The sequence below is a fragment of the Methyloceanibacter sp. genome (assembly GCF_050999895.1).
In the GTDB taxonomy this organism is placed as follows: domain Bacteria; phylum Pseudomonadota; class Alphaproteobacteria; order Rhizobiales; family Methyloligellaceae; genus Methyloceanibacter.
The window spans coordinates 18,171-36,244 of the sequence record NZ_JBPCOU010000085.1; the positions used below are offsets into that span (position 1 = coordinate 18,171).

At 67.9% G+C, this 18,074-nt stretch carries 19 protein-coding genes and 2 riboswitches; of the genes, 8 read left to right on the top strand and 11 right to left on the bottom strand.

The features are described 5' to 3' along the window. Positions 1–5 precede the first annotated feature (5 nt). Positions 6–1,133: a cobalt-precorrin-5B (C(1))-methyltransferase gene (locus ACR2J1_RS09745; RefSeq protein ID WP_434019129.1), complete on the top strand. Its 1,128-nt coding sequence runs from the start codon at positions 6–8 to the stop codon at positions 1,131–1,133. Here the strand turns inward: ACR2J1_RS09745 and cobM are convergent. The 3 genes from cobM to cbiE are packed head-to-tail and all read right to left on the bottom strand — an operon-like array spanning position 1,100 to position 3,488. Beyond that, positions 1,100–1,861: a precorrin-4 C(11)-methyltransferase gene (gene cobM / locus ACR2J1_RS09750; RefSeq protein WP_434019130.1), complete on the bottom strand. Its 762-nt coding sequence runs from the start codon at positions 1,859–1,861 to the stop codon at positions 1,100–1,102. The genes ACR2J1_RS09745 and cobM overlap by 34 nt on opposite strands. Beyond that, on the bottom strand, positions 1,858–2,256 hold the full coding sequence (locus ACR2J1_RS09755; protein ID WP_434019131.1) for a cobalamin biosynthesis protein: 399 nt from the start codon (positions 2,254–2,256) through the stop codon (positions 1,858–1,860). Before ACR2J1_RS09755 ends, cobM begins: the two co-directional genes overlap by 4 nt. Next, complete coding sequence (gene cbiE / locus ACR2J1_RS09760; RefSeq protein WP_434019132.1) at positions 2,241–3,488, bottom strand: precorrin-6y C5,15-methyltransferase (decarboxylating) subunit CbiE; 1,248 nt, start codon at positions 3,486–3,488, stop codon at positions 2,241–2,243. The genes ACR2J1_RS09755 and cbiE overlap by 16 nt, the downstream gene beginning before the upstream one ends. On the opposite strand from cbiE, the gene ACR2J1_RS09765 reads away from it, so the two are divergent. Beyond that, positions 3,487–4,248: a cobalt-precorrin-6A reductase gene (locus tag ACR2J1_RS09765; protein ID WP_434019133.1), complete on the top strand. Its 762-nt coding sequence runs from the start codon at positions 3,487–3,489 to the stop codon at positions 4,246–4,248. The genes cbiE and ACR2J1_RS09765 overlap by 2 nt on opposite strands. On the opposite strand, the gene ACR2J1_RS09770 is transcribed toward ACR2J1_RS09765, so the two are convergent. Genes ACR2J1_RS09770 through ACR2J1_RS09800 form a run of 7 tightly spaced genes read right to left on the bottom strand, consistent with a single transcriptional unit; the run spans position 4,212 to position 12,368 of the window. Continuing rightward, positions 4,212–4,976 (bottom strand): precorrin-3B C(17)-methyltransferase, encoded by a 765-nt coding sequence (locus ACR2J1_RS09770; RefSeq protein WP_434019134.1) that lies wholly within the window; start codon positions 4,974–4,976, stop codon positions 4,212–4,214. The two genes, ACR2J1_RS09765 and ACR2J1_RS09770, sit on opposite strands and share 37 nt — an antisense overlap. Next, entirely contained in the window at positions 4,973–5,701 is a 729-nt protein-coding gene (locus ACR2J1_RS09775) for a precorrin-2 C(20)-methyltransferase (RefSeq protein WP_434019135.1), read from the bottom strand. Before ACR2J1_RS09775 ends, ACR2J1_RS09770 begins: the two co-directional genes overlap by 4 nt. Beyond that, entirely contained in the window at positions 5,698–6,333 is a 636-nt protein-coding gene (locus tag ACR2J1_RS09780; protein WP_434019136.1) for a precorrin-8X methylmutase, read from the bottom strand. The genes ACR2J1_RS09775 and ACR2J1_RS09780 overlap by 4 nt, the downstream gene beginning before the upstream one ends. Beyond that, positions 6,326–7,573: a precorrin-3B synthase gene (gene cobG, locus ACR2J1_RS09785; protein ID WP_434019137.1), complete on the bottom strand. Its 1,248-nt coding sequence runs from the start codon at positions 7,571–7,573 to the stop codon at positions 6,326–6,328. The genes ACR2J1_RS09780 and cobG overlap by 8 nt, the downstream gene beginning before the upstream one ends. Further along, positions 7,570–10,914 (bottom strand): cobaltochelatase subunit CobN, encoded by a 3,345-nt coding sequence (gene cobN / locus ACR2J1_RS09790; RefSeq protein WP_434019138.1) that lies wholly within the window; start codon positions 10,912–10,914, stop codon positions 7,570–7,572. Before cobN ends, cobG begins: the two co-directional genes overlap by 4 nt. A gap of 3 nt (positions 10,915–10,917) precedes the next feature. Next, positions 10,918–11,952 (bottom strand): cobalamin biosynthesis protein CobW, encoded by a 1,035-nt coding sequence (cobW, locus tag ACR2J1_RS09795; RefSeq protein ID WP_434019139.1) that lies wholly within the window; start codon positions 11,950–11,952, stop codon positions 10,918–10,920. Then, entirely contained in the window at positions 11,949–12,368 is a 420-nt protein-coding gene (locus ACR2J1_RS09800; RefSeq protein WP_434019140.1) for a DUF1636 family protein, read from the bottom strand. Before ACR2J1_RS09800 ends, cobW begins: the two co-directional genes overlap by 4 nt. Positions 12,369–12,480: 112 nt before the next feature. Continuing rightward, positions 12,481–12,677, bottom strand: a riboswitch (cobalamin riboswitch). A 67-nt stretch (positions 12,678–12,744) separates the two neighbouring features. After that, positions 12,745–12,948: riboswitch (cobalamin riboswitch) on the top strand. Positions 12,949–12,984: 36 nt separating this feature from the next. Between ACR2J1_RS09800 and ACR2J1_RS09805 the strand changes: the two genes are divergently transcribed. The 5 genes from ACR2J1_RS09805 to ACR2J1_RS09825 are packed head-to-tail and all read left to right on the top strand — an operon-like array spanning position 12,985 to position 16,540. Continuing rightward, complete coding sequence (locus ACR2J1_RS09805; protein ID WP_434019141.1) at positions 12,985–13,176, top strand: CbtB domain-containing protein; 192 nt, start codon at positions 12,985–12,987, stop codon at positions 13,174–13,176. 12 nt (positions 13,177–13,188) lie between these two features. Further along, positions 13,189–13,920 carry a CbtA family protein gene (locus ACR2J1_RS09810; protein WP_434019142.1) on the top strand — a complete coding sequence of 244 codons (732 nt, stop codon included), beginning with the start codon at positions 13,189–13,191 and terminating at the stop codon, positions 13,918–13,920. 3 nt (positions 13,921–13,923) lie between these two features. Continuing rightward, positions 13,924–14,463, top strand: a complete 540-nt coding sequence (gene cobU / locus ACR2J1_RS09815) for a bifunctional adenosylcobinamide kinase/adenosylcobinamide-phosphate guanylyltransferase (RefSeq protein ID WP_434019143.1) — start codon at positions 13,924–13,926, stop codon at positions 14,461–14,463. Beyond that, positions 14,460–15,077: a cob(I)yrinic acid a,c-diamide adenosyltransferase gene (gene cobO / locus ACR2J1_RS09820; protein WP_434019144.1), complete on the top strand. Its 618-nt coding sequence runs from the start codon at positions 14,460–14,462 to the stop codon at positions 15,075–15,077. The genes cobU and cobO overlap by 4 nt, the downstream gene beginning before the upstream one ends. A gap of 2 nt (positions 15,078–15,079) precedes the next feature. After that, positions 15,080–16,540 carry a cobyric acid synthase gene (locus tag ACR2J1_RS09825; RefSeq protein ID WP_434019145.1) on the top strand — a complete coding sequence of 487 codons (1,461 nt, stop codon included), beginning with the start codon at positions 15,080–15,082 and terminating at the stop codon, positions 16,538–16,540. Here the strand turns inward: ACR2J1_RS09825 and cbiB are convergent. Beyond that, positions 16,524–17,489 (bottom strand): adenosylcobinamide-phosphate synthase CbiB, encoded by a 966-nt coding sequence (gene cbiB / locus ACR2J1_RS09830; protein WP_434019146.1) that lies wholly within the window; start codon positions 17,487–17,489, stop codon positions 16,524–16,526. The genes ACR2J1_RS09825 and cbiB overlap by 17 nt on opposite strands. On the opposite strand from cbiB, the gene ACR2J1_RS09835 reads away from it, so the two are divergent. Next, a partial coding sequence (locus ACR2J1_RS09835; RefSeq protein ID WP_434019147.1) for an aminotransferase class I/II-fold pyridoxal phosphate-dependent enzyme occupies positions 17,446–18,074 on the top strand: 629 nt, incomplete at its 3' end. The genes cbiB and ACR2J1_RS09835 overlap by 44 nt on opposite strands.

An 18,074-nucleotide genomic window follows, 5' to 3' on the forward strand; every position in this document is an offset into this window, starting at 1 on the left:
GAGCCATGACAGAGAAGGACCGCCCGCTCCGCCGCGGCTGGACCACCGGCGCCTGCGCCACGGCGGCGGCGAAGGCCGCCTATACCGCGCTGCTCACGGGCGAGTTTCCCGATCCGGTGGAGATCACCCTGCCGAAGGGCGACGCGCATCCGGCCTTTGCCCTGGCCACGACCGAACTTGGTGATGGCCAGGCCACCGCCGGCGTGGTGAAGGATGCCGGCGACGATCCCGACGTCACCCACGGCGCGCTGATCCTCGCGCGCGTGCGCAAGGGAGCGCACGGGAGCGGCGTCGTCTTTCGCGCGGGCGAAGGCGTCGGAACGGTGACGAAGGCGGGGCTGCCACTGCCGCCGGGCGAGCCCGCCATCAACCCCATGCCGCGCCAGATGCTGCGCGATGCCATCGCTGAGGTCGCCGCGGATAAAGGCGATGCAGGCGATGTCGAGATCGAGATCGCGGTGCCTGGCGGAGAGGAGCTTGCGAAGCACACGCTCAACGGCCGCTTGGGCATTGTCGGCGGCATCTCCATTCTCGGCACCACCGGCATCGTCATTCCCTATTCCTGCTCGGCCTGGATCCACTCGATCCATCGCGGCATCGATGTCGCCCGCGCGGCCGGCCTCGACCACATCGCGGGCGCGACCGGCACGAGCTCCGAGGCCGCTATTCAGAAGCTGCATAACATGCAAGAGACGGCTCTGATCGACATGGGCGACTTCGTCGGCGGCATGCTGAAATATGTGCGCACCCATCCCGTGCCGCGCGTGACGATTGCCGGCGGCCTCGGCAAGATGACGAAGCTCGCGCAAGGCCTGCTCGATCTGCATTCGCGCCGCGGCTCCGTAGATCTCGGCGTGCTTGCGGGCCTCGCCGAGACAGACGGCGGCTCGCCCCAGCTCACCGCGCGCATCAAGGCCTCCAACACCGCGGCCGAAGCCTTCTGCCATGCGCAAGCCGAGCACATCGCTCTCGGCGACGCGGTCGCAGCGGCAGCCTGGGAGACGGCCGCCACGGTCGTCGCGGGCAAGCCCATCGAGATCGAGATCGTTCTCTTCGACCGCGAAGGCCGGCTTGTCGGCCGCGCGCCGTTCGCGCCCGCTCACCCTGCCTGCCCCCGGAAGCTGCGCACATAATCCGAGTCGTAAAGCGCGCTCTCGCGGAAATTCTCCGCGTCCAGCGCGCGCCCGACCAGGATCAAAGCGGTGCGCTCGATCGTCTCCGCCGCGAGTCTCTCGGCAATGTCGCCGAGCGTGCCGAGAATGATGCGCTCATCAGGCCAGCTTGCCCGCGCCACCACCGCGACGGGACAGTCCGCCCCGTAGAACGGCGTCAGATCCTCGACGATATGCACGATGCCGTGAATCGCGAGATGGATCGCAAGCGTGGCGCCGGTCGCCGCGAAGGCAGCGAGGCTCTCCCTCTTCGGCATGGCTGAGGCGCGCCCGGGAATGCGCGTCACCACCACGCTTTGCGTCACCTCCGGCACGGTCAGCTCGCGACAAATGGCGGCGGCGGCGGCGGCGAAGGCCGGAACGCCGGGGGTGAGGGTGAAGGGGATGCCGAGACCCTTCAGGCGGCGCAACTGTTCGGCGAGGGCGCTGTAAACCGAAAGATCGCCGGAATGCAGCCGCGCGACGTCATGGCCTGCGTTTTGCGCGGCAACGAACTCCGCCTCGATCTCGTCGAGAGACAGAGGCGCGGTGTCGACGATGCGCGCGTCGTCCGGGCAATAGGCCAGCAGTTCGGGCGGCACGATGGAGCCGGCATAGAGGCAGACTGGACACCGGGCGATGAGGTCGCGGCCGCGCACGGTAATGAGGTCGGGGGCACCGGGCCCCGCGCCGATGAAATGCACGATCATGGCGCTTGCTCCAGCACGGCCAGCGCGCAGGTCGCGGGCCCGAGCGCGGTGCGGGGTCCGAGCAGGCGCGCGTTGGGACCGCCGGCGGCAAGCGCCGCAGCTTCCGCCACGGAGGGGAGGCCCGTCAGCGCCAGCACGCGCTGCGAGTTTGTGACCGCCCTCGCGCCGGCGGCTTCAAGTTCGGCTTCCGCGATGATCGTCAGCGGGACGCCACGCGCGGACGCCGCTGCGGCGATCCCGCGCTCCTCCGCCTTGAACGTGGGCGTGGCGATCAGCGCGAGCTCCGCTTGCGCAAGCCCGGCTCTTAGAAGAGCGGCATCGATCACGGCGATGATGTCGTGCACGGACGCGCCCTTGCGGCAACCGACACCGGCGACGATCATGGCTTCACCCACACCCATTGCGTGACCGGCATGGCGGCGCGCCAGCCGGTCTTGCCGCCGACCGCATCCGCACGCGATACGGCAAGGCGGGTCAGCTCGCCGCCGAGCGCGGCGTGGCGCGCAAGCAGTGCCGCTTCTGTCTCCAGCGTGACGGCGTTGACAACGAGGCGGCCGCCAGGTTTGAGCGCTTCGATGGCGGCGTCGAGCAGGCCGTCATCGCTGGCGCCGCCGCCGATAAAGATAGCGTCGGGTTGCGCGAGACCGGCAAGGGCGGCCGGAGCTTCGCCTTCCACGATGTCGAGCCCCGGCACGCCGAAGGCAGCGGCGTTACGCGTAATCCGGCCGGCGCGGTCGGGTCGCGCCTCGATGGCGATGGCGCGCAAGGATGGGTCCGCGAGCATCCACTCGATGGAAACGGAGCCGGAGCCCGCGCCGATATCCCACAATAGCTCGCCGCGACGGGAGCCGAGCGACGACAGCGTCACGGCGCGGATCTCGCGCTTGGTGATCTGGCCGTCATGTTCGAACAAATCGTCGGCAAGGCCGGGCGTAAAAGCGAGTACCCGCGCGCCTTTGTCGGCGGCAACCTCGATGGCGCAAATGTTGAGCGCGGCAACCTCGCCCAGATCGTAGGAGGCTGCCGTCGTCATGCGGGTCCGCTCGCTCTCCCCGCCAAGAGCCTCCAGCGCGGTGAGGCGCGAGGCGCCGAAGCCGATCTCGGCAAGAAGTTGTGCGAGCGCCTGCGGCCCGTCGCCATCGGAGGTCAGCGCGAGGATGTTAGCGCCCGGATGCAGATGCGGGCGGATGCGGTCGATCTCGCGGCCATGCAGGGAAAGGAGGACGGTGTCGGGCAGCGCCCATCCCAGCCGCGCGGCGGCGAGACTGAAGGCGGACGGCGCCGGCATGACCAGGGTCTCATCGGGCTCGACATGGCGTGCGAGCACGGAGCCCACGCCATAGAAGAAGGGATCGCCCGAGGCGAGCACGCAAACTTCGCGCCCGCGCAGGGCAAGGATTTCCTCGATTCCTTGTGCAAACGGGCTTGGCCAGGGCCGCTTTTGGCCCTTGATCAGCGCCGCCGCGAGGCGGAGGTGTCGCTCGCCGCCGAATACGATTTCAGCTTGGGAAACGAGGCCACAGGCGATAGGGCTCAATCCTTCTACGCCGTCCTCGCCAATCCCGACGATGGACAGCCAGCGCTGCCTTGGGCCAGGTAGGGGCATGACAGGTTCAGGACGCGCCATGCGCATACTCATTCTTGGCGGCACGGCGGAAGCGCGGCAGCTCGCGGGGGCTCTCGCAGGCCAGCCGGCATTCGACGTGACGCTCTCGCTCGCCGGACGCACAGCCGCGCCGCTTGCGCAAGGCGTGCCGGTGCGCAGTGGCGGCTTCGGCGGCGCCGAAGGCTTGGCAGACTATCTCCGCGCCGAGCGCATCGGCGCTCTGATCGACGCGACGCATCCTTATGCCGCCATCATGTCCGCCAACGCGGCAAAGGCCGCGCGTGCCGCCAAAGTGAAATTGCTGGCGTTGCGGCGGTCGCCGTGGACGCAAAGGAGCGGCGACAACTGGATCGAAGTCGGAACCGTGGCGGAGGCGGCGCGGGCGATTGGGGAGGAACCAAGCCGCGTCTTCCTCGCGCTGGGGCGGAAGGAGTTGGCGCCTTTCGCGCAAGCGCCGCAGCACATCTATCTGGTGCGGAGCGTCGACCCCGTCGAGAAACCGCTCGATCTGCCGAACGCGGCCTATATCAGCGCGCGAGGTCCCTTCCGTGAAGCGGACGATCTCGCGCTGCTGCAAGAGAACGGCATCGACATCGTCGTGTCGAAGAATAGCGGCGGCGATGCGAGCTACAGCAAGATCGCGGCCGCGCGTGCGCTTGGACTCCCCGTCATCATGCTCAAGCGTCCGGCGCTCCCAGAGGTGACAAGCGTCGAGCGCGTGGGCGAGGTCGTGGCGTGGCTCGATCATGCCATCGCCCCCGCAACTGCCCGCGGCGTATAGACTAACGGCGCTTCGTCCTCGCGATAGATCACGCGCGTGTCGCGCGAGCCGACAATGATCAGGGTCGCCATGTCGGCGGGAACCCGACCGGCATCCTCAAGCGTGGTGATGGTGAGTTGTTCGTCGGGCCGGCTCACCGCGCGTCCGAAGATGATTGCGGTGGCTGCGGGGAGGTGCCGGCGAAGCAGCGTCAACGCCTTGCCGATCTGTCCCGGCCGCGCGCGCGACGCGGGATTGTACAGCGCGATGACGAAGCCCGCGGCCGCCGCTGCGGCGAGACGGCGCTCGATCAGATCCCAGGGCTTGAGATTGTCCGAAAGCGAGATGGCGCAGAAATCGTGACCGAGCGGCGCGCCCACCCGCGCGGCAACGGCGAGCATGGCAGTGATTCCGGGCACGATCTGCACATCGAGCGCGCGCCAACCGGGAGGGCCCGCCTCAATCTGCTCGCAGACCGCGGCCGCCATGGCGAACACGCCGGGATCGCCGCCGGACACGACGGCAACATTGGCGCCCTCGGCGGCATGGCGCAGGGCGGCGGCGGCGCGCGCCGGCTCCTCGCGATTGTCCGACCCATGCCGCGCCTGGCCCGGCCGCGACGGAACGCGGTCGAGATAGGCGCTATAGCCATAGACCGCATCTGCCGAAGCGAGTGCGTCTTCGGCTTCACGCGTCAGGTACCGCGCATCGCCCGGACCGAGCCCGATGACGGCGAGGCGCCCGCTCATGACCGGTCCGCCCAACCAGGAACCAGCACGACGGCGAAATAGGGCGCGCAGCCGTCGGTCTTCTCGGCGAGCTTCATGGTGACGGCGTTTGCCATGGTGCCGCGCTCGACATAGATGGCCCGCTCCAGACGCCCGGCGCGCTGAAGCGCGCGGCGCACCTTCTCAAGATTGCGGCCGATCTTCATCACAACGACCGCATTGCTGTCGGCGAGGCGGCGCTCGAGCTCGGCCTCCGGCAGGGTGCCCGGCAGCACGGTGAGCACGTCGTCGCCTTGCGCGATGGGGGTGCCGATCGCCGACCAGCAGCCGGACATTCCGGTGACGCCGGGGATGACCTCGGTCGCGTAGCGCTCGGCGAGGCGCACATGGAGATGCATGTAGGAGCCGTAGAACAGCGGATCGCCTTCGGAGAGCACCGCGACGACGCGGCCTTGATCGAGATGCGCGGCGACGGCCGCCGCGGAGCTGTCGTAGAAATCGCCGATGGCGCAGCGATACTCTGTCTCGGCCTTCGGCATTTCCGTCGTGACCGGATAGAGCAGTGGCAGCTCCTCGACGCCATCCTTGAGATGGCCAACGACGATGCCGCGCGCATTGCTGGCGTTGCCGGCCTTGGCGAAATGCGCGACGACGTCCGCATCGCGGAGCGCCGCGATGGCCTTCAGCGTGAGAAGCCCCGGATCGCCCGGGCCGACGCCCACGCCGATGAGGCGTCCCGCTTTCATAGACCTTCCTTTGCGAGCGCGTTGATCGCGGCTGCCGTCATGGCGCTGCCGCCCATGCGCCCGCGCATGATGAGGAAGGGGATGTCGTGGAGATTTTGCGCGAGCACCTCTTTGGATTCCGCAGCGCCGACAAAGCCGACGGGGATACCGAGAATGGCGGCGGGCTTTGGCGCGCCTTCATCGAGCATCTCCAGCAGGTGGAAGAGCGCGGTCGGCGCATTGCCGATAGCGACGACGGCGCCGCCGAGACGGTCGCGCCAAAGCTCGAGCGCGGCGGCAGAGCGCGTGGTGCCGAGCTTGAGCGCAAGCGGGGCGACGCGCTGATCGCGCAAGGTGCAGATCACCTCATTATCGGCAGGAAGGCGCGCGCGGGTGACGCCCTGCGCCACCATCGCCGCGTCGCAGAGAATCGGCGCACCCCGCTGCAAGGCGCCGCGCGCTGCCGCCACAAGGCTCGGCGAGAAGACGATATGCTCCGCGACGCCGACCTGGCCGCATGCATGAATCATGCGCACCGCAATGTCCGCATCTTCCGGCGTGAAGCGGGAGAGATCCGCCTCGCTGCGGATGATGGCGAAGGAACGCTGATAGATGGCCGTGCCGTCCTTGATGTAGTCCGGGCCCTTAAGCATCGGCCGGCTCCAGCGCCTCTACGTCTTCGTCTTGCAGGAGAGCGGCATGGAGGCCGCGGGTATCGACAAAGGCCGAAGGCGCGCGGGCCGTGCCGTTGCGAACGACGCCGAATCCGCTTTCACTGCCGACGATGGTCAGGGGTGCCATCTTCGGATGGGCGCAGCCTTTGGCGCAGCCTGAGATATGCAGCGCGATGCCTTGGCCGGGCGGCAGAAACGGCGCAAGCTCGGCGGCAAGGGCGCGCGCCGGGATATGGCCCGAGGCGCAGAACGGTGCGCCGGGACAGGCGACGACACGGCGGCGTGGATCCGAGGCCGAGACGATGAAGCTGAAACCTTCCGCCGCGCCGGCGACGGCATCCGCGCCGGCCTCGTTGAGCGGACCGAGCAGGAGCGCGCGGTCTGGCGCCGGGCGCAGCCATGTCGCGCCGTGATAGCGCGCGGCGCTGATCACGCCGATCAGTTCCGACGCCTGAGCGTGCCCGAAGGCGAGCCCGATTCCGAGCACGAGCGAGCCGTCCGTCAGGGGATGCCGCCCGAGCATTTGCGCGCGGGGGCGTGGCTGCAAGGCCGTGGCCGGTTTGAGAGGCGCAGCGAGCGTGACGCGCGAGGCGGCGATGCCTTGGTCGCGCAGGATATCGGCGGCGCGGCTGGTTGGCCCGTGTACCGCGATCCTACGCAAGACATGCAGCACCGCAGGGCAGGCATCGTCGCGGGACACGATTCCGAGCGGCGTCGCCGAGGCGGCGTCACCGGCGAGCGCCATAAGCAGCCTTTCGGCATCGACGGCGAGGAGCCTGATATCGGCCTTGAGCGCATCGAGATGCAGCGGGCCGCCGCCATCGACGACGATGGAGAGTTTTGGTGCGAGCGCGAGCCTCGCCGCTTCGATCGCCGCGCGCAATTCTGCCGCAAGTGAAGCGGCATCGATCAAGGCACGAGGATCGCCGGGCAGAGCGTCGGTCACGACGCTGACGCCCTCGCTCGCCGGAAGGTCCAGTTCGCCGACCGCGGAGGCAAAGCTCAGCGCGGAGACCGGCGTCAGCCCGCGTACCTGGAGACCGCCGCGCGCGGTGACCTCAATCGTGCCGTTGCCCTGCGCAAGCGCCGCCGCACAGAAACCGGCGAACGCATCGAGGGAGATGGGCGGGGTCGGCATCAGGCGCACCAGCAGCCCATCGCCGGTCAGCATCGGCGTGGAAAGGCCTGGACAGGCGCCGCGGACGGAGATCGCGCTCACGCCACCTCCTCCTTGCGCATCGTTGCGAGGTCGGCGGCGAGATCGTTGCGCCGCGGATGCCATAGCCCTTTGCGCCGCGCGTCCTCCAGGCGCTCGGCAAGCGCCCGGGCGGCATCCGGGTTCTCGCGCAGGAGAAAGTCGCGCACGCGAGGGTTCACGACATAGGCGTCATGCACGAGGTCGAATAGCGACGACGCCACCGCGTTCGTGGTCTCGGCGAAATCGACGAGGCGATCCACGGTCTCGGCGAGCTCCGCTGCGCCGCGATAGCCGTGGCGCATCATGCCTTCGATGTAGCGCGCGCTCGTCGCGCGCCCGCGCACGATCCGCGCCAGCGCCTGGTCGAGCGCGCGAGCGCGCGGGCGCTTGGGGTCGGTGAGGTCGAGCATCACGAGGTCGGGCGTCCGGCCAAGCGACTTTGCGGCAGCGGCGAAGCCGCCGACAAAGGCGGCATCCTCCGAGCCATCGAGGAGATCGCGGCCGGGATCGTCGCTCGGATGCAGCAGAAGATCGGCGGCGGCGACACGTTCGGCGAACGCGTCCGGCAAGGCATCGCCAACACCTTCCGCGCCGCAATAGGCGTGCGAGGCAGCGGCGAGATAGGCGGCGCCGATATCGTCGGCCGCAGCATCCTGGCCGAGCAGGTCCTCGACGCCCGCGCCGTAGGCACCGGGCGCATTGCCGAAGATGCGGTGGATGCAGCCATTGCTCTTCTGACGATGCGTGGCAGCGAGGGGATTGTCGTGATCGTCCTCGCTGCGTTGCGCGACGAGCTGCACCGCCGCGTCGAGCAGCGCGATTTGCGCCGGAAACAGGTCGCGGAACAGTCCGGAAATGCGGAAGGTGACATCGATGCGCGGCCGGCCCATCGCGGCGGGCGGCAGCACCTCGATGCCCGTGACGCGCCCCGTGGCCGTGTCCCAGGTCGGGCGGCAACCCATCAGCGCGAGGCCTTGCGCGATCTCCTCGCCGCCGGTCCGAAGCGTCGCGCTGCCCCAAAGATCGATGACGAGGGATCGCGGCATCTCGCCGTGGCTTTGCAGATGATTGCGCACCACTTCGTCGGCGGCGATGCGGCCGAGGTCCATCGCGGTCGGCGTCGGCAGTACGCGCGGATCGGCGGTGAAGAGATTGCGGCCCGTTGGCAGCACGTCGCGGCGTCCCCGTGACGGCGCACCGGCAGGACCGGCGGGAATGCGCTTGCCGTCGAGCGCATCGAGCAGCGCGTGACCCTCGGCTTCCGCGCTTGCCTGCCATTGCGGGTCGTTGCCCTGGCCGGCATCGGCGCGGCCATAGATGTGCAGCCCATCCTTCAGCGCGAGATCCTTGAGATCGCAGAGCCAGGCATCGATCTTCTTGAGCGCGGCATCGGGACAGGACTCGGCGGCGAGCCCCGCCTCGCGCGCGAGACCTGAGCTTTGCGCGCTCTCAACGATGAGGCGTGCGAGACGCTCGCGGCGATGGCCGTCGAGACCGTCGGCAATGGCATATTCATCGACCAGCCGCTCGAGCGCCTGCGCAGGGCCCGACAGGTCCGTATTCACGAGCGGCGGCGGCAGATGCCCGATGGTGATGCCGGCAATGCGCCGCTTGGCCTGCGCCGCCTCGCCGGGATTGGTCACGATAAAGGGATAGATGACCGGCACCGTGCCGAGCACGGCTTCAGGAAAACACGAATTGGTCAGCGCCACGGATTTGCCCGGAAGCCATTCCAGCGTACCATGCGCGCCGAGATGCACGATGGCGTGGGTCTTTGCTGTGTGCCGCAGCCAGAGCCCGAAGGCGAGGAGCGCGTGGCGGGGCGGCAGGCTCGGATCGTGATAGTCGGCGCGGCGCTCTGTCTTGCGCCCGCGCTCCGGCGGCAGCGCCACGAGAACATTTCCGAAGAAACGCGCGCGAAACCGGAACGCACCGTTGCTAACATCTTCATCGTGGGCGGGAGCGCCCCAGGCATCAATGATACGCGCAAGAACGCTCGCAGGAAGCTCGGCGGCGAGACGCTGATAGTCGGCAAGCGAAAGCATCGCGTCCGCCGCGCCCGCCTCCAGCATGTCGATCAGCGCGCGCGGCGTCTCAGGCAGAGCGCCAACAGCGTAGCCGGCATCAGTAAGATCGGCGAGCAACGCAAGGACGCTTGCCGGCACGTCGAGGCCGACAGCGTAGCCCGTGCGCCCGGCAGCACCTGGATAGTCCGGCATCAGCACCGCGACGCGCCGCTTCGCGCGCGGCAAAGCGCGCAAGCGCGCAAGCGCCGCGACACGGTCAGTGACCATGCCGACACGGTCGGGCTCGGGGCGGTTCATCAGCCCGGTAAAGGCGAGCGCCGCATCCGCCGCGACGGGATCCTTGAACGAGATCGCGCCCGCAAGCACGCGACCGTCGATCTCCGGCAGGACCACGTGCATGGCAAGGTCGGACGATCCGAGGCCACGCGGGCTCTCCGCCCACGCCGCACGCTTGGTATTGGCGATAATAACTTGGTGCACGGGGGCGTCGGTCACATCCAGCGGCGACGCCTCGCTCTCGCTCGCGGCGGCGAACGCGGTGGTGGTGAGGATGACCGCGGGCGCGAGACGCGGCAGGGAGGCTTGCAGGAATTTGCGCGCCGCGTGGTCCTTCAGGCTCGGGATGACGAGCGGCGCTGGTGCGAGACCACGCTCGCCGAGCGCCTTATAGAGCGCATCGATTGGCGCGGTGTCCGCCGCGAGAAGTGCCGCGCGATAGAAGATGATCGGCACCACCGGCAGGCCGGGCGCGAGTTGTGCGAGCAGCGTGTCGAACGGCACGGCGCCGATCTCCGGCAGATAACCGCCGACACGCGGCAACGACTCGGGCTCCGCGACGCACACGGCCTGCCCCGCATATGAGGCGAGCCGGCGCAGCAGCGCGCGCATGTTTTCGCGTCCGCCTTCGCGGAAGAAGCCGAGCACAACCCTGAGTTCTTCCGGCGGTAGCGTCGACGCCGCGTCGAGGCGGGTGTCGTCGCGGTCCTCGCCGGGAAGCACGGCCAAAGCGATGCCCCTCGCGCGCGCGGCTTCGCTCAACATATCGACGCCGTAGCGCCACCAGTCGAGACCGCCGAGCAGACGCACGACAATGATTTTCGCGTGAACTCCGACGCGGTCGAGCCAAAGGTCGATCGACATCGGATGGCGGAGGTCGCGGAGATGCGCGAGCCGCACGCTCGGTAAGCTGTCCTTGTCGAGCGCGAAGGCTGCTGCGAGTCCAGAGAGATCGCTATCGGCGAAAGACAGCACCGCGATGTCGCCCGGCGTCTGACCGAGATCGATGGGCTCGACCAGATCGTCAAGCGTCGTGGAGCTGGTCTGGAGCAGATGCATCTTTTAGCCCGACAATGCGCTCGTCACGGCGCGGCGGTCGAGGCCCTTCAGCCCAATGACGACAAGATAGCCGCTGCGTGATTCTAAGGTGCCCCAAGGCCGGTCGTAATAATGGCTGACGCGGGCGCCGACGGCCTGCACCAGGAGGCGCATGGGCTTGCCGGCGACGGCGGCGAAGCCCTTGACCCGCAACACATTTTGGCCTTCGGCGAGGTCGCCGATGCGCTTGGCGAGGAGCGCGGGATCGGCGATTTCCCCGACCTCCACGACGAAGCTGTCGAAATCGTCGTGATCGTGGTCGAGCTCATCGTCGTGATGCGTCTTGCGGTTCTCGATGTCGTCCTCGGTGCCAACGCCGAGGCCGAGCATCGCGGCCGGATCGACCTTGCCGTCCGCGACCGTGACGACGCGCACCGAACGGGGCAGCGCGTTGGCGATCGCGGCGGTCGCGCGCTCAGCGCCTGCCGCGTCGAGCAGATCGCGCTTGTTGAGCACGACGAGATCGGCGCAGGCGATCTGGTCTTCGAACACCTCCTCGATGGGATCGTCGTGATCGAGGGCGCTGTCGGCCTGGCGTTGCCGCGTCAGCGCATCGAGATCGGCGGAGACCTGACCGTTGGCGAGTGCGGCGCCATCGACCACCGCCACGACGCCGTCGACGGTGACGCGGCCCTTGATCGCCGGCCAATTGAACGCCTGCACGAGCGGCTTCGGCAGAGCGAGCCCTGAGGTCTCGATGACGATATGCTCGACCGCCGGCCTGCGCGACAGAATGGCGTCGAGCGCCGGCACGAACTCGTCGGCGACCGTGCAGCAGAGACAGCCATTGGCAAGCTCGACGATGTTCTCCTCCGGGCACGCGGCATCGCCGCAGCCTTTCAGGATCTCGCCGTCAATGCCGATATCGCCGAACTCGTTGACGATGACGGCGAGGCGGCGGCCGTTCGCATTCTCCAGGATATGGCGGATGAGCGTCGTCTTGCCCGAGCCGAGAAAGCCCGTGACGATCGTGCAGGGAATGCGCGCAACCGACGTCATTCAACGTCCTCCTCGAAATCCATTGGTGGGACGCGCGCAATGAGCCCGCGCTTGAGACTGTCGGGACGGCCGCGCCAGGGCAGGAGCCCGTCGCCGGAGCGGGCCAGAAGCCTCGCGCCGTCGATCAGCGCAGCCGCGCCGTTTTCCGGGTTGAGGTCCCCGAACACGTAAGTCCAGGAACCGTCGCGGCGCATGGCGGCGCTGAGCGCGCGATTGCAATTGGCGAGGCAGCGTATCTTGCAGACCGCGATGCCGGTATCTCTCGCGGCGCGGATCGTCGCGTCCGCGAGCTCAAGCCCGGGGCGCACGCCTTCCGGATCGGACGCGCGGCGGCACTTGATGCAGACATAGATCGTGGTCGAGGTGCGTGCCTCGACGCCTAGATCGTCATCCTTGGCGAGATCGGTGAGCGTCACCCTGCCGTCGCTCCTTCGCGGACTGACTACGACAAGGGTGCGAAGACGCGAGCCACGAAGCCCGAAACCACGGGCTGCGCAACGTCAACCGCCGCAGAGGCACCCCGCCCCGCGGCCGATTGCATCGACGGTAGGTCTCCTGGCTTCGCGGGTCTTCGCCCCTCACCGCCTTCCCGGGATCGTCCCAGTGGCCTTTGTGGTTGAGGCTCGCCGCTCACAGTTGCGGGGGCAGCCGCGGATTTAGAGGACTGCCTCGTACCGCGTTCCCTGTTCGCTCTCTTGCGAGAGACCGTCGAATTCCGCCACTTAAGGGGCGGCTCCCACCCTTTGTCAATCGCGAGGGGCGGTCGCTGCTTGCCCTCGCCCGCGGTGCCGCTATAGTCGGCGCGTCGTTGGTTCCCACACGCCGTGGGACGTAAAAGGGAACGCGGTGAAGGTTTCGGCCTGAATCCGCGGCTGCCCCCGCAACTGTAAGCGGCGAGCACCCCTCCACTGGTCACTGGAGCCGAAAGGCTCCGGGAAGGCCGAGGGAAGGCGTCGACCCGCGAGCCAGGAGACCTGCCGGCGGCGTCAAACCTTAACCGCGTCCTCGGGTGGAGGAGGCAAGGGGGATCAGATGAAGGCTTTTTCGACTAGACCAGACGGCGACAGCGCCGTCGCCGCGCTCACCGCGTCACGCGCGATACCGATCTTCATGGCGGCCCTGATCGGCGTCTTCATCGTCGGCGGCGTGGGCTTCTCTCACATCGAGGCCGTGCATAACGCCGCCCACGACTATCGCCATTCGATGGCCTTTCCTTGCCACTAAGGAGGGCACGACATGGTTTTCTTTCGCAACATGGTGCTGATTGCCGCCGTGGCCGGCGGGCTTGCCGGCCTCTGCATGACCGTCGCCCAGGAATTCACGACGGTGCCGTTAATTCTCCAGGCGGAGACATTTGAGGGCCAATCCGGAGCCCCGGCCCATTCTCACGCCCATGGCGACGCCGCCGAGGTTTCAGGCCACTCCCATGGCGACGGAACGGCCGGAGTCGAGGAGGAAGGCTGGGCGCCGGCGGACGGCTTCGAACGGACCTTCTTCACCCTCCTCGCCAATATCGTCACCGGCGTCGGCTTCGCGCTTCTGCTGGTCGCCGTCAGCGAGCTGTTCGGCGGCATCGCCGATTGGCGGCAGGGCGTGTTCTGGGGCTTGGCGGGGTTCGCCATCTTCACGCTCGCACCCGGTCTTGGCTTGCCGCCCGAACTCCCGGCAATGCCCGCGGCGGAGCTTGGCGCGCGCCAGCTCTGGTGGGTGGGGACGGTTGTCAGTACCGCGATCGCGCTTGGGCTCATGTTCTACAGCCGTTCGGTGTACGCGGTGGCCGGGGCGGTCGTGCTCCTGCTGCTGCCGCATCTGATCGGTGCGCCGCAGCCGGTTAGCCATGAGAGCCCGATCCCGGAAGGCTTGCATCATAGCTTCGTGGTCGCGGCCGTGCTCACCACGCTCGTGTTCTGGGTTCTGCTCGGGGGACTTGCGGGCCTGTTCCGCGAGCGGTTTCTCCGCGCAGCCTGAGCCATGGCAAAGACAGAGACTGCCGGGCGCGCGGGCTTGACTCTCGTGCTCGGCGGCGCTCGCTCCGGCAAGAGCCGCTACGCCGAAAGCCTGATCGCCGCGCTGCCGCGTCCCTGGGTCTATATCGCCACGGCCGAAGCCCGCGACGACGAGATGGCGGCGCGCATCGCGGCGCACAGGGCGCGGCGCGAAGCCGGCTGGCAGACCGTCGAAGCGCCGCATGAACTGCCCGAGGCACTCGCCGCCGTTCCCGAAGGCGCTGCCGTCCTCGTCGACTGCCTGACGCTTTGGCTTTCGAATGTGATGCTCGGCAGTTTCGACGTGGGCAACATGACACATAGGCTGGAAGCCGCCCTCGCCGCGCGCAGCGGTCGCACCGTCCTCGTCAGCAACGAGGTCGGCCTCGGGATCGTCCCCGACAACCCGCTCGGCCGCAGCTTTCGCGATTGCCAAGGAGTGCTCAATCAACGCATGGCCCCGATCGCCGATCATGTCGTGCTGATGATTGCGGGCCTGCCAATGACCGTGAAGGAAACGCCATGACCAAGGCGATCGACGAGAAGGAGGCCGAGCGCCACCGCGCCAAGATGGCGAAGCGCAAGGCTGTGCAGGACGAGGAGGTCGCCGGCAAGACCGCAGAGAAGGGCCTGCTGATCGTGCATACCGGCACCGGCAAGGGCAAATCCACCGCGGCCTTTGGCCTAGCTCTGCGCATGCTCGGTCGCGGCCGGCGCGTCGGCGTGGTGCAATTCGTGAAAGGCGCCTGGCACACCGCCGAGCGCGATGCGCTCGCAACCTTCGGCGATCAGGTCTCGTGGCACTCCATGGGCGAAGGCTTCACCTGGGAGACCCAGGACCTGAAGCGCGACATCGCAGCCGCCGAGCGTGCCTGGGCCAAGGCGCAAGAGCTGATGGATGATGAGAGCTTCGGGCTTGTCATTCTCGACGAGCTCAATATCGCGCTCCGTTACGACTATCTCGATCTCGACCGCGTGCTTGCGGCGCTGACATCGCGCAGGCCGGGGCTTCATGTCATCGTCACGGGGCGGAACGCGAAGCCCGCCCTGATCGAGGCGGCCGACCTCGTCACCGACATGACGCTCGTGAAGCATCACTTCGCCGCCGGCGTGAAGGCGCAAGAAGGCATCGAGTACTAGAGGTGGCCGCGCGCGTGCTCATGTTCCAGGGCACCGGCTCCGATGTCGGCAAGTCGCTGATCGTTGCGGGGCTTGCGCGTGCACTCGCCAAGCGCGGGCTGAAGGTGCTGCCCTTCAAGCCGCAAAACATGTCCAACAATGCGGCGGTGACGGCCGACGGCGGCGAGATCGGCAGGGCGCAGGCGCTCCAGGCGCGCGGCGCCGGCGCGAGCCCCAGCGTGCATATGAACCCCGTACTGCTGAAACCGCAAAGCGAAGTCGGCGCGCAGATCGTTGTGCAGGGGCGCGTCTATGGGCGCGCGGTTGCGGCTGAATATCAGCGCCTCAAACCCGAGCTGATGAGCTTCGTCCTCGACAGTTTCGCGCGATTGAAACGCGATGCCGATATCGTGTTGGTCGAGGGTGCGGGCAGCGCGTCGGAGATCAATCTCCGCAGCAACGACATCGCCAATATGGGCTTCGCGCGCGCGGCAGACGTGCCCGTGGTGCTGATCGGCGATATCGATCGCGGCGGCGTCATCGCGAGCCTGGTCGGCACCAAGGCGGTGATCGCGGCCGAGGATGCAAGCCTGATTGTCGGCTTTCTCGTGAACAAGTTTCGCGGCGACCCTGCATTGTTTGCGCAAGGCATGACACTGATCGCGAAAGCCACCGGCTGGGCGGCGCTTGGCCTCATTCCCTTCTTCGCCGGCGCGCGCGCATTGCCCGCCGAGGATGCTCTTGCACTCGACGCGGCACGACCGCGCAAAGACGGCGCGCGCATCAAGATCGCGGTACCGGTCCTGCCGCATATCGCCAATTTCGACGATCTCGACCCGCTCGATGCCGAGCCGTCTGTCGACCTCGTGCGCGTGCGCCCGGGAAAAGCGCTGCCGGGCGACGCCGACCTCGTCATCCTGCCGGGCTCCAAGGCCACCATCGCCGACCTCGCCGCGCTGCGCGAAGCCGGCTTCGACATCGACATCGCGGGGCATCGCCGCCGCGGCGGTTCTGTGCTCGGGCTTTGCGGCGGCTATCAGATGCTGGGGCGCGCGATCCACGATCCCGACGGCATCGAAGGCGCGGCGGGCAGCGCGCAAGGCCTCGGTTTGCTCGACGTCGAGACCACGCTCACGGCTGAGAAGCGGCTTGAGCCCGTGCAAGGCACGACCTCCGACGGCGTGGCCTATGCCGGCTATGAGATGCATATCGGCGAGACCAGCGGGCCCGACTGCGCGCCCCCGTTTGCCACGCTTTCAGGCGGTGCGAGCGACGGCGCAGTGTCGGCAGACGGCCGCGTGAGCGGAACCTATATTCACGGCCTGTTCGCCAACGACCGCCAGCGCGGCGCCTGGCTCGCGAGACTCGGCGGCGCGGAAGCGGAGATCGCCTATGAGGGCGCGGTGGATGCGACGCTCGACCGTCTCGCCGCACATCTCGAAGCCCATGTCGATATCGACCGCCTGCTCACGCTCGCCAGATGAGCAAAGCCACAAGCGCAACGAGGCCGATCAGGATCGCGTCACCGCGCACATATAGCGAAAGCGTGGCCCTGATATCGGCTGCCGACAGATCCGCCCTGCCGCCTCCCATCCAGGCGTCGGCCACAAGCGCGCCGTCATAATGCCGCGGGCCCCCAAGAGCGAGATCGAGCGCGCCGGCGGTTGCGGCTTCGGGATAGCCGGCATTGGGCGACCGATGCCGCGGCGCATCGCGCCAGATTGCGCGCCAGGCAAGTCCCGAAGAGGCGCCCGGTGTGACGGCGGCGGCCGTAACGAGCAGAAGCGCTGCGAGGCGCGAGGCGGGAAGATTGACGAGATCGTCGAGCCGTGCCGCCGCGGAGCCGAAGTCTTCGTGGCGCTTAGTGCGATGTCCGATCATGCTGTCGGCGGTGTTGATGGCTTTATAGACTGAAGCGCCAGGAAGCCCCGCAATGACCATCCACAGTGACGGCGCGACGACGCCGTCGGAGAAATTCTCGGCGAGACTTTCGATCGCGGCGCGAGCGATGCCGGCCTCGTCCAGCGCGGCGGTATCGCGTCCAACGATCTCCGCCACGGCCACGCGCGCGTCCGCGATGTCGCCTTGCTCGAGCGCTCCCGCAACATTGGCGACATGGGCGTATAGGCTGCGTTGTGCGAGAAGCGTGCTCGCGACAATGGCGACGGCGATAATGCCGAACGGGAGGAGCAGCAGGCTGCGTTCGATGAAAAACGCTATTGCCCCGACAATGACGACCGTGAGCGCGATGGCGGCGATGCCGGCATTACGGCGCGCGCCGGCGCTCGCTTCATCGCGATTGAGACGCCGGTCGAGCGTCCCGATCAGGCGTCCCATCCACGTCACCGGATGGCCCATGCCGCGCGCGATGACGCGTGGATAGCCCGCCATGGCCTCGATCAAAAGCGCGAGCAAGGTCACGAACGCCGACACGCTACCTCCCGTCGATCTTGCGCCACTGCCGCATGGCGGCGATCTCGCCGCCGCGCGTGCCCTGTTCCCCGGCGCGCCAGAACCATTCCTCGATCTCTCGACCGGGATCAATCCTAACCCATATCCCGTGCCGCAATTGGCGCCGGAAATATTCGCCAAGCTGCCGAAGGCGTCCGATACGCAGGCGCTCGCCGAAGCCGCCGCTCATGCCTATGGCGCGCCGTCCTACCGCCACGTATGCCCTGCCCCCGGCACGCAGATCCTGCTCGCATCGCTTGCGCGGCTCCTGCCGCCGGGGCGCGCCAGAATTCTTACAACGACCTATGCCGAGCATGCCCGCGCCGCCGCGCTCGCCGGACATGAAGTGCAGGGCGTCGACGATATCGAAGCCCTCGCGGACGCCGACCTCGCCCTTGTCGTCAATCCCAACAACCCGGATGGGCGCGTCGTCTCCAAGGAGACGCTGCTCGCGCTTGCCCATCGTCTCCACGGCCGTGTCGGTCTACTCATCGTCGACGAGGCTTTCATGGATGGGGGCCCCGAAGCTGCGAGCCTCAGCGGCGAGGTGGCGCGCGGCAATATCGT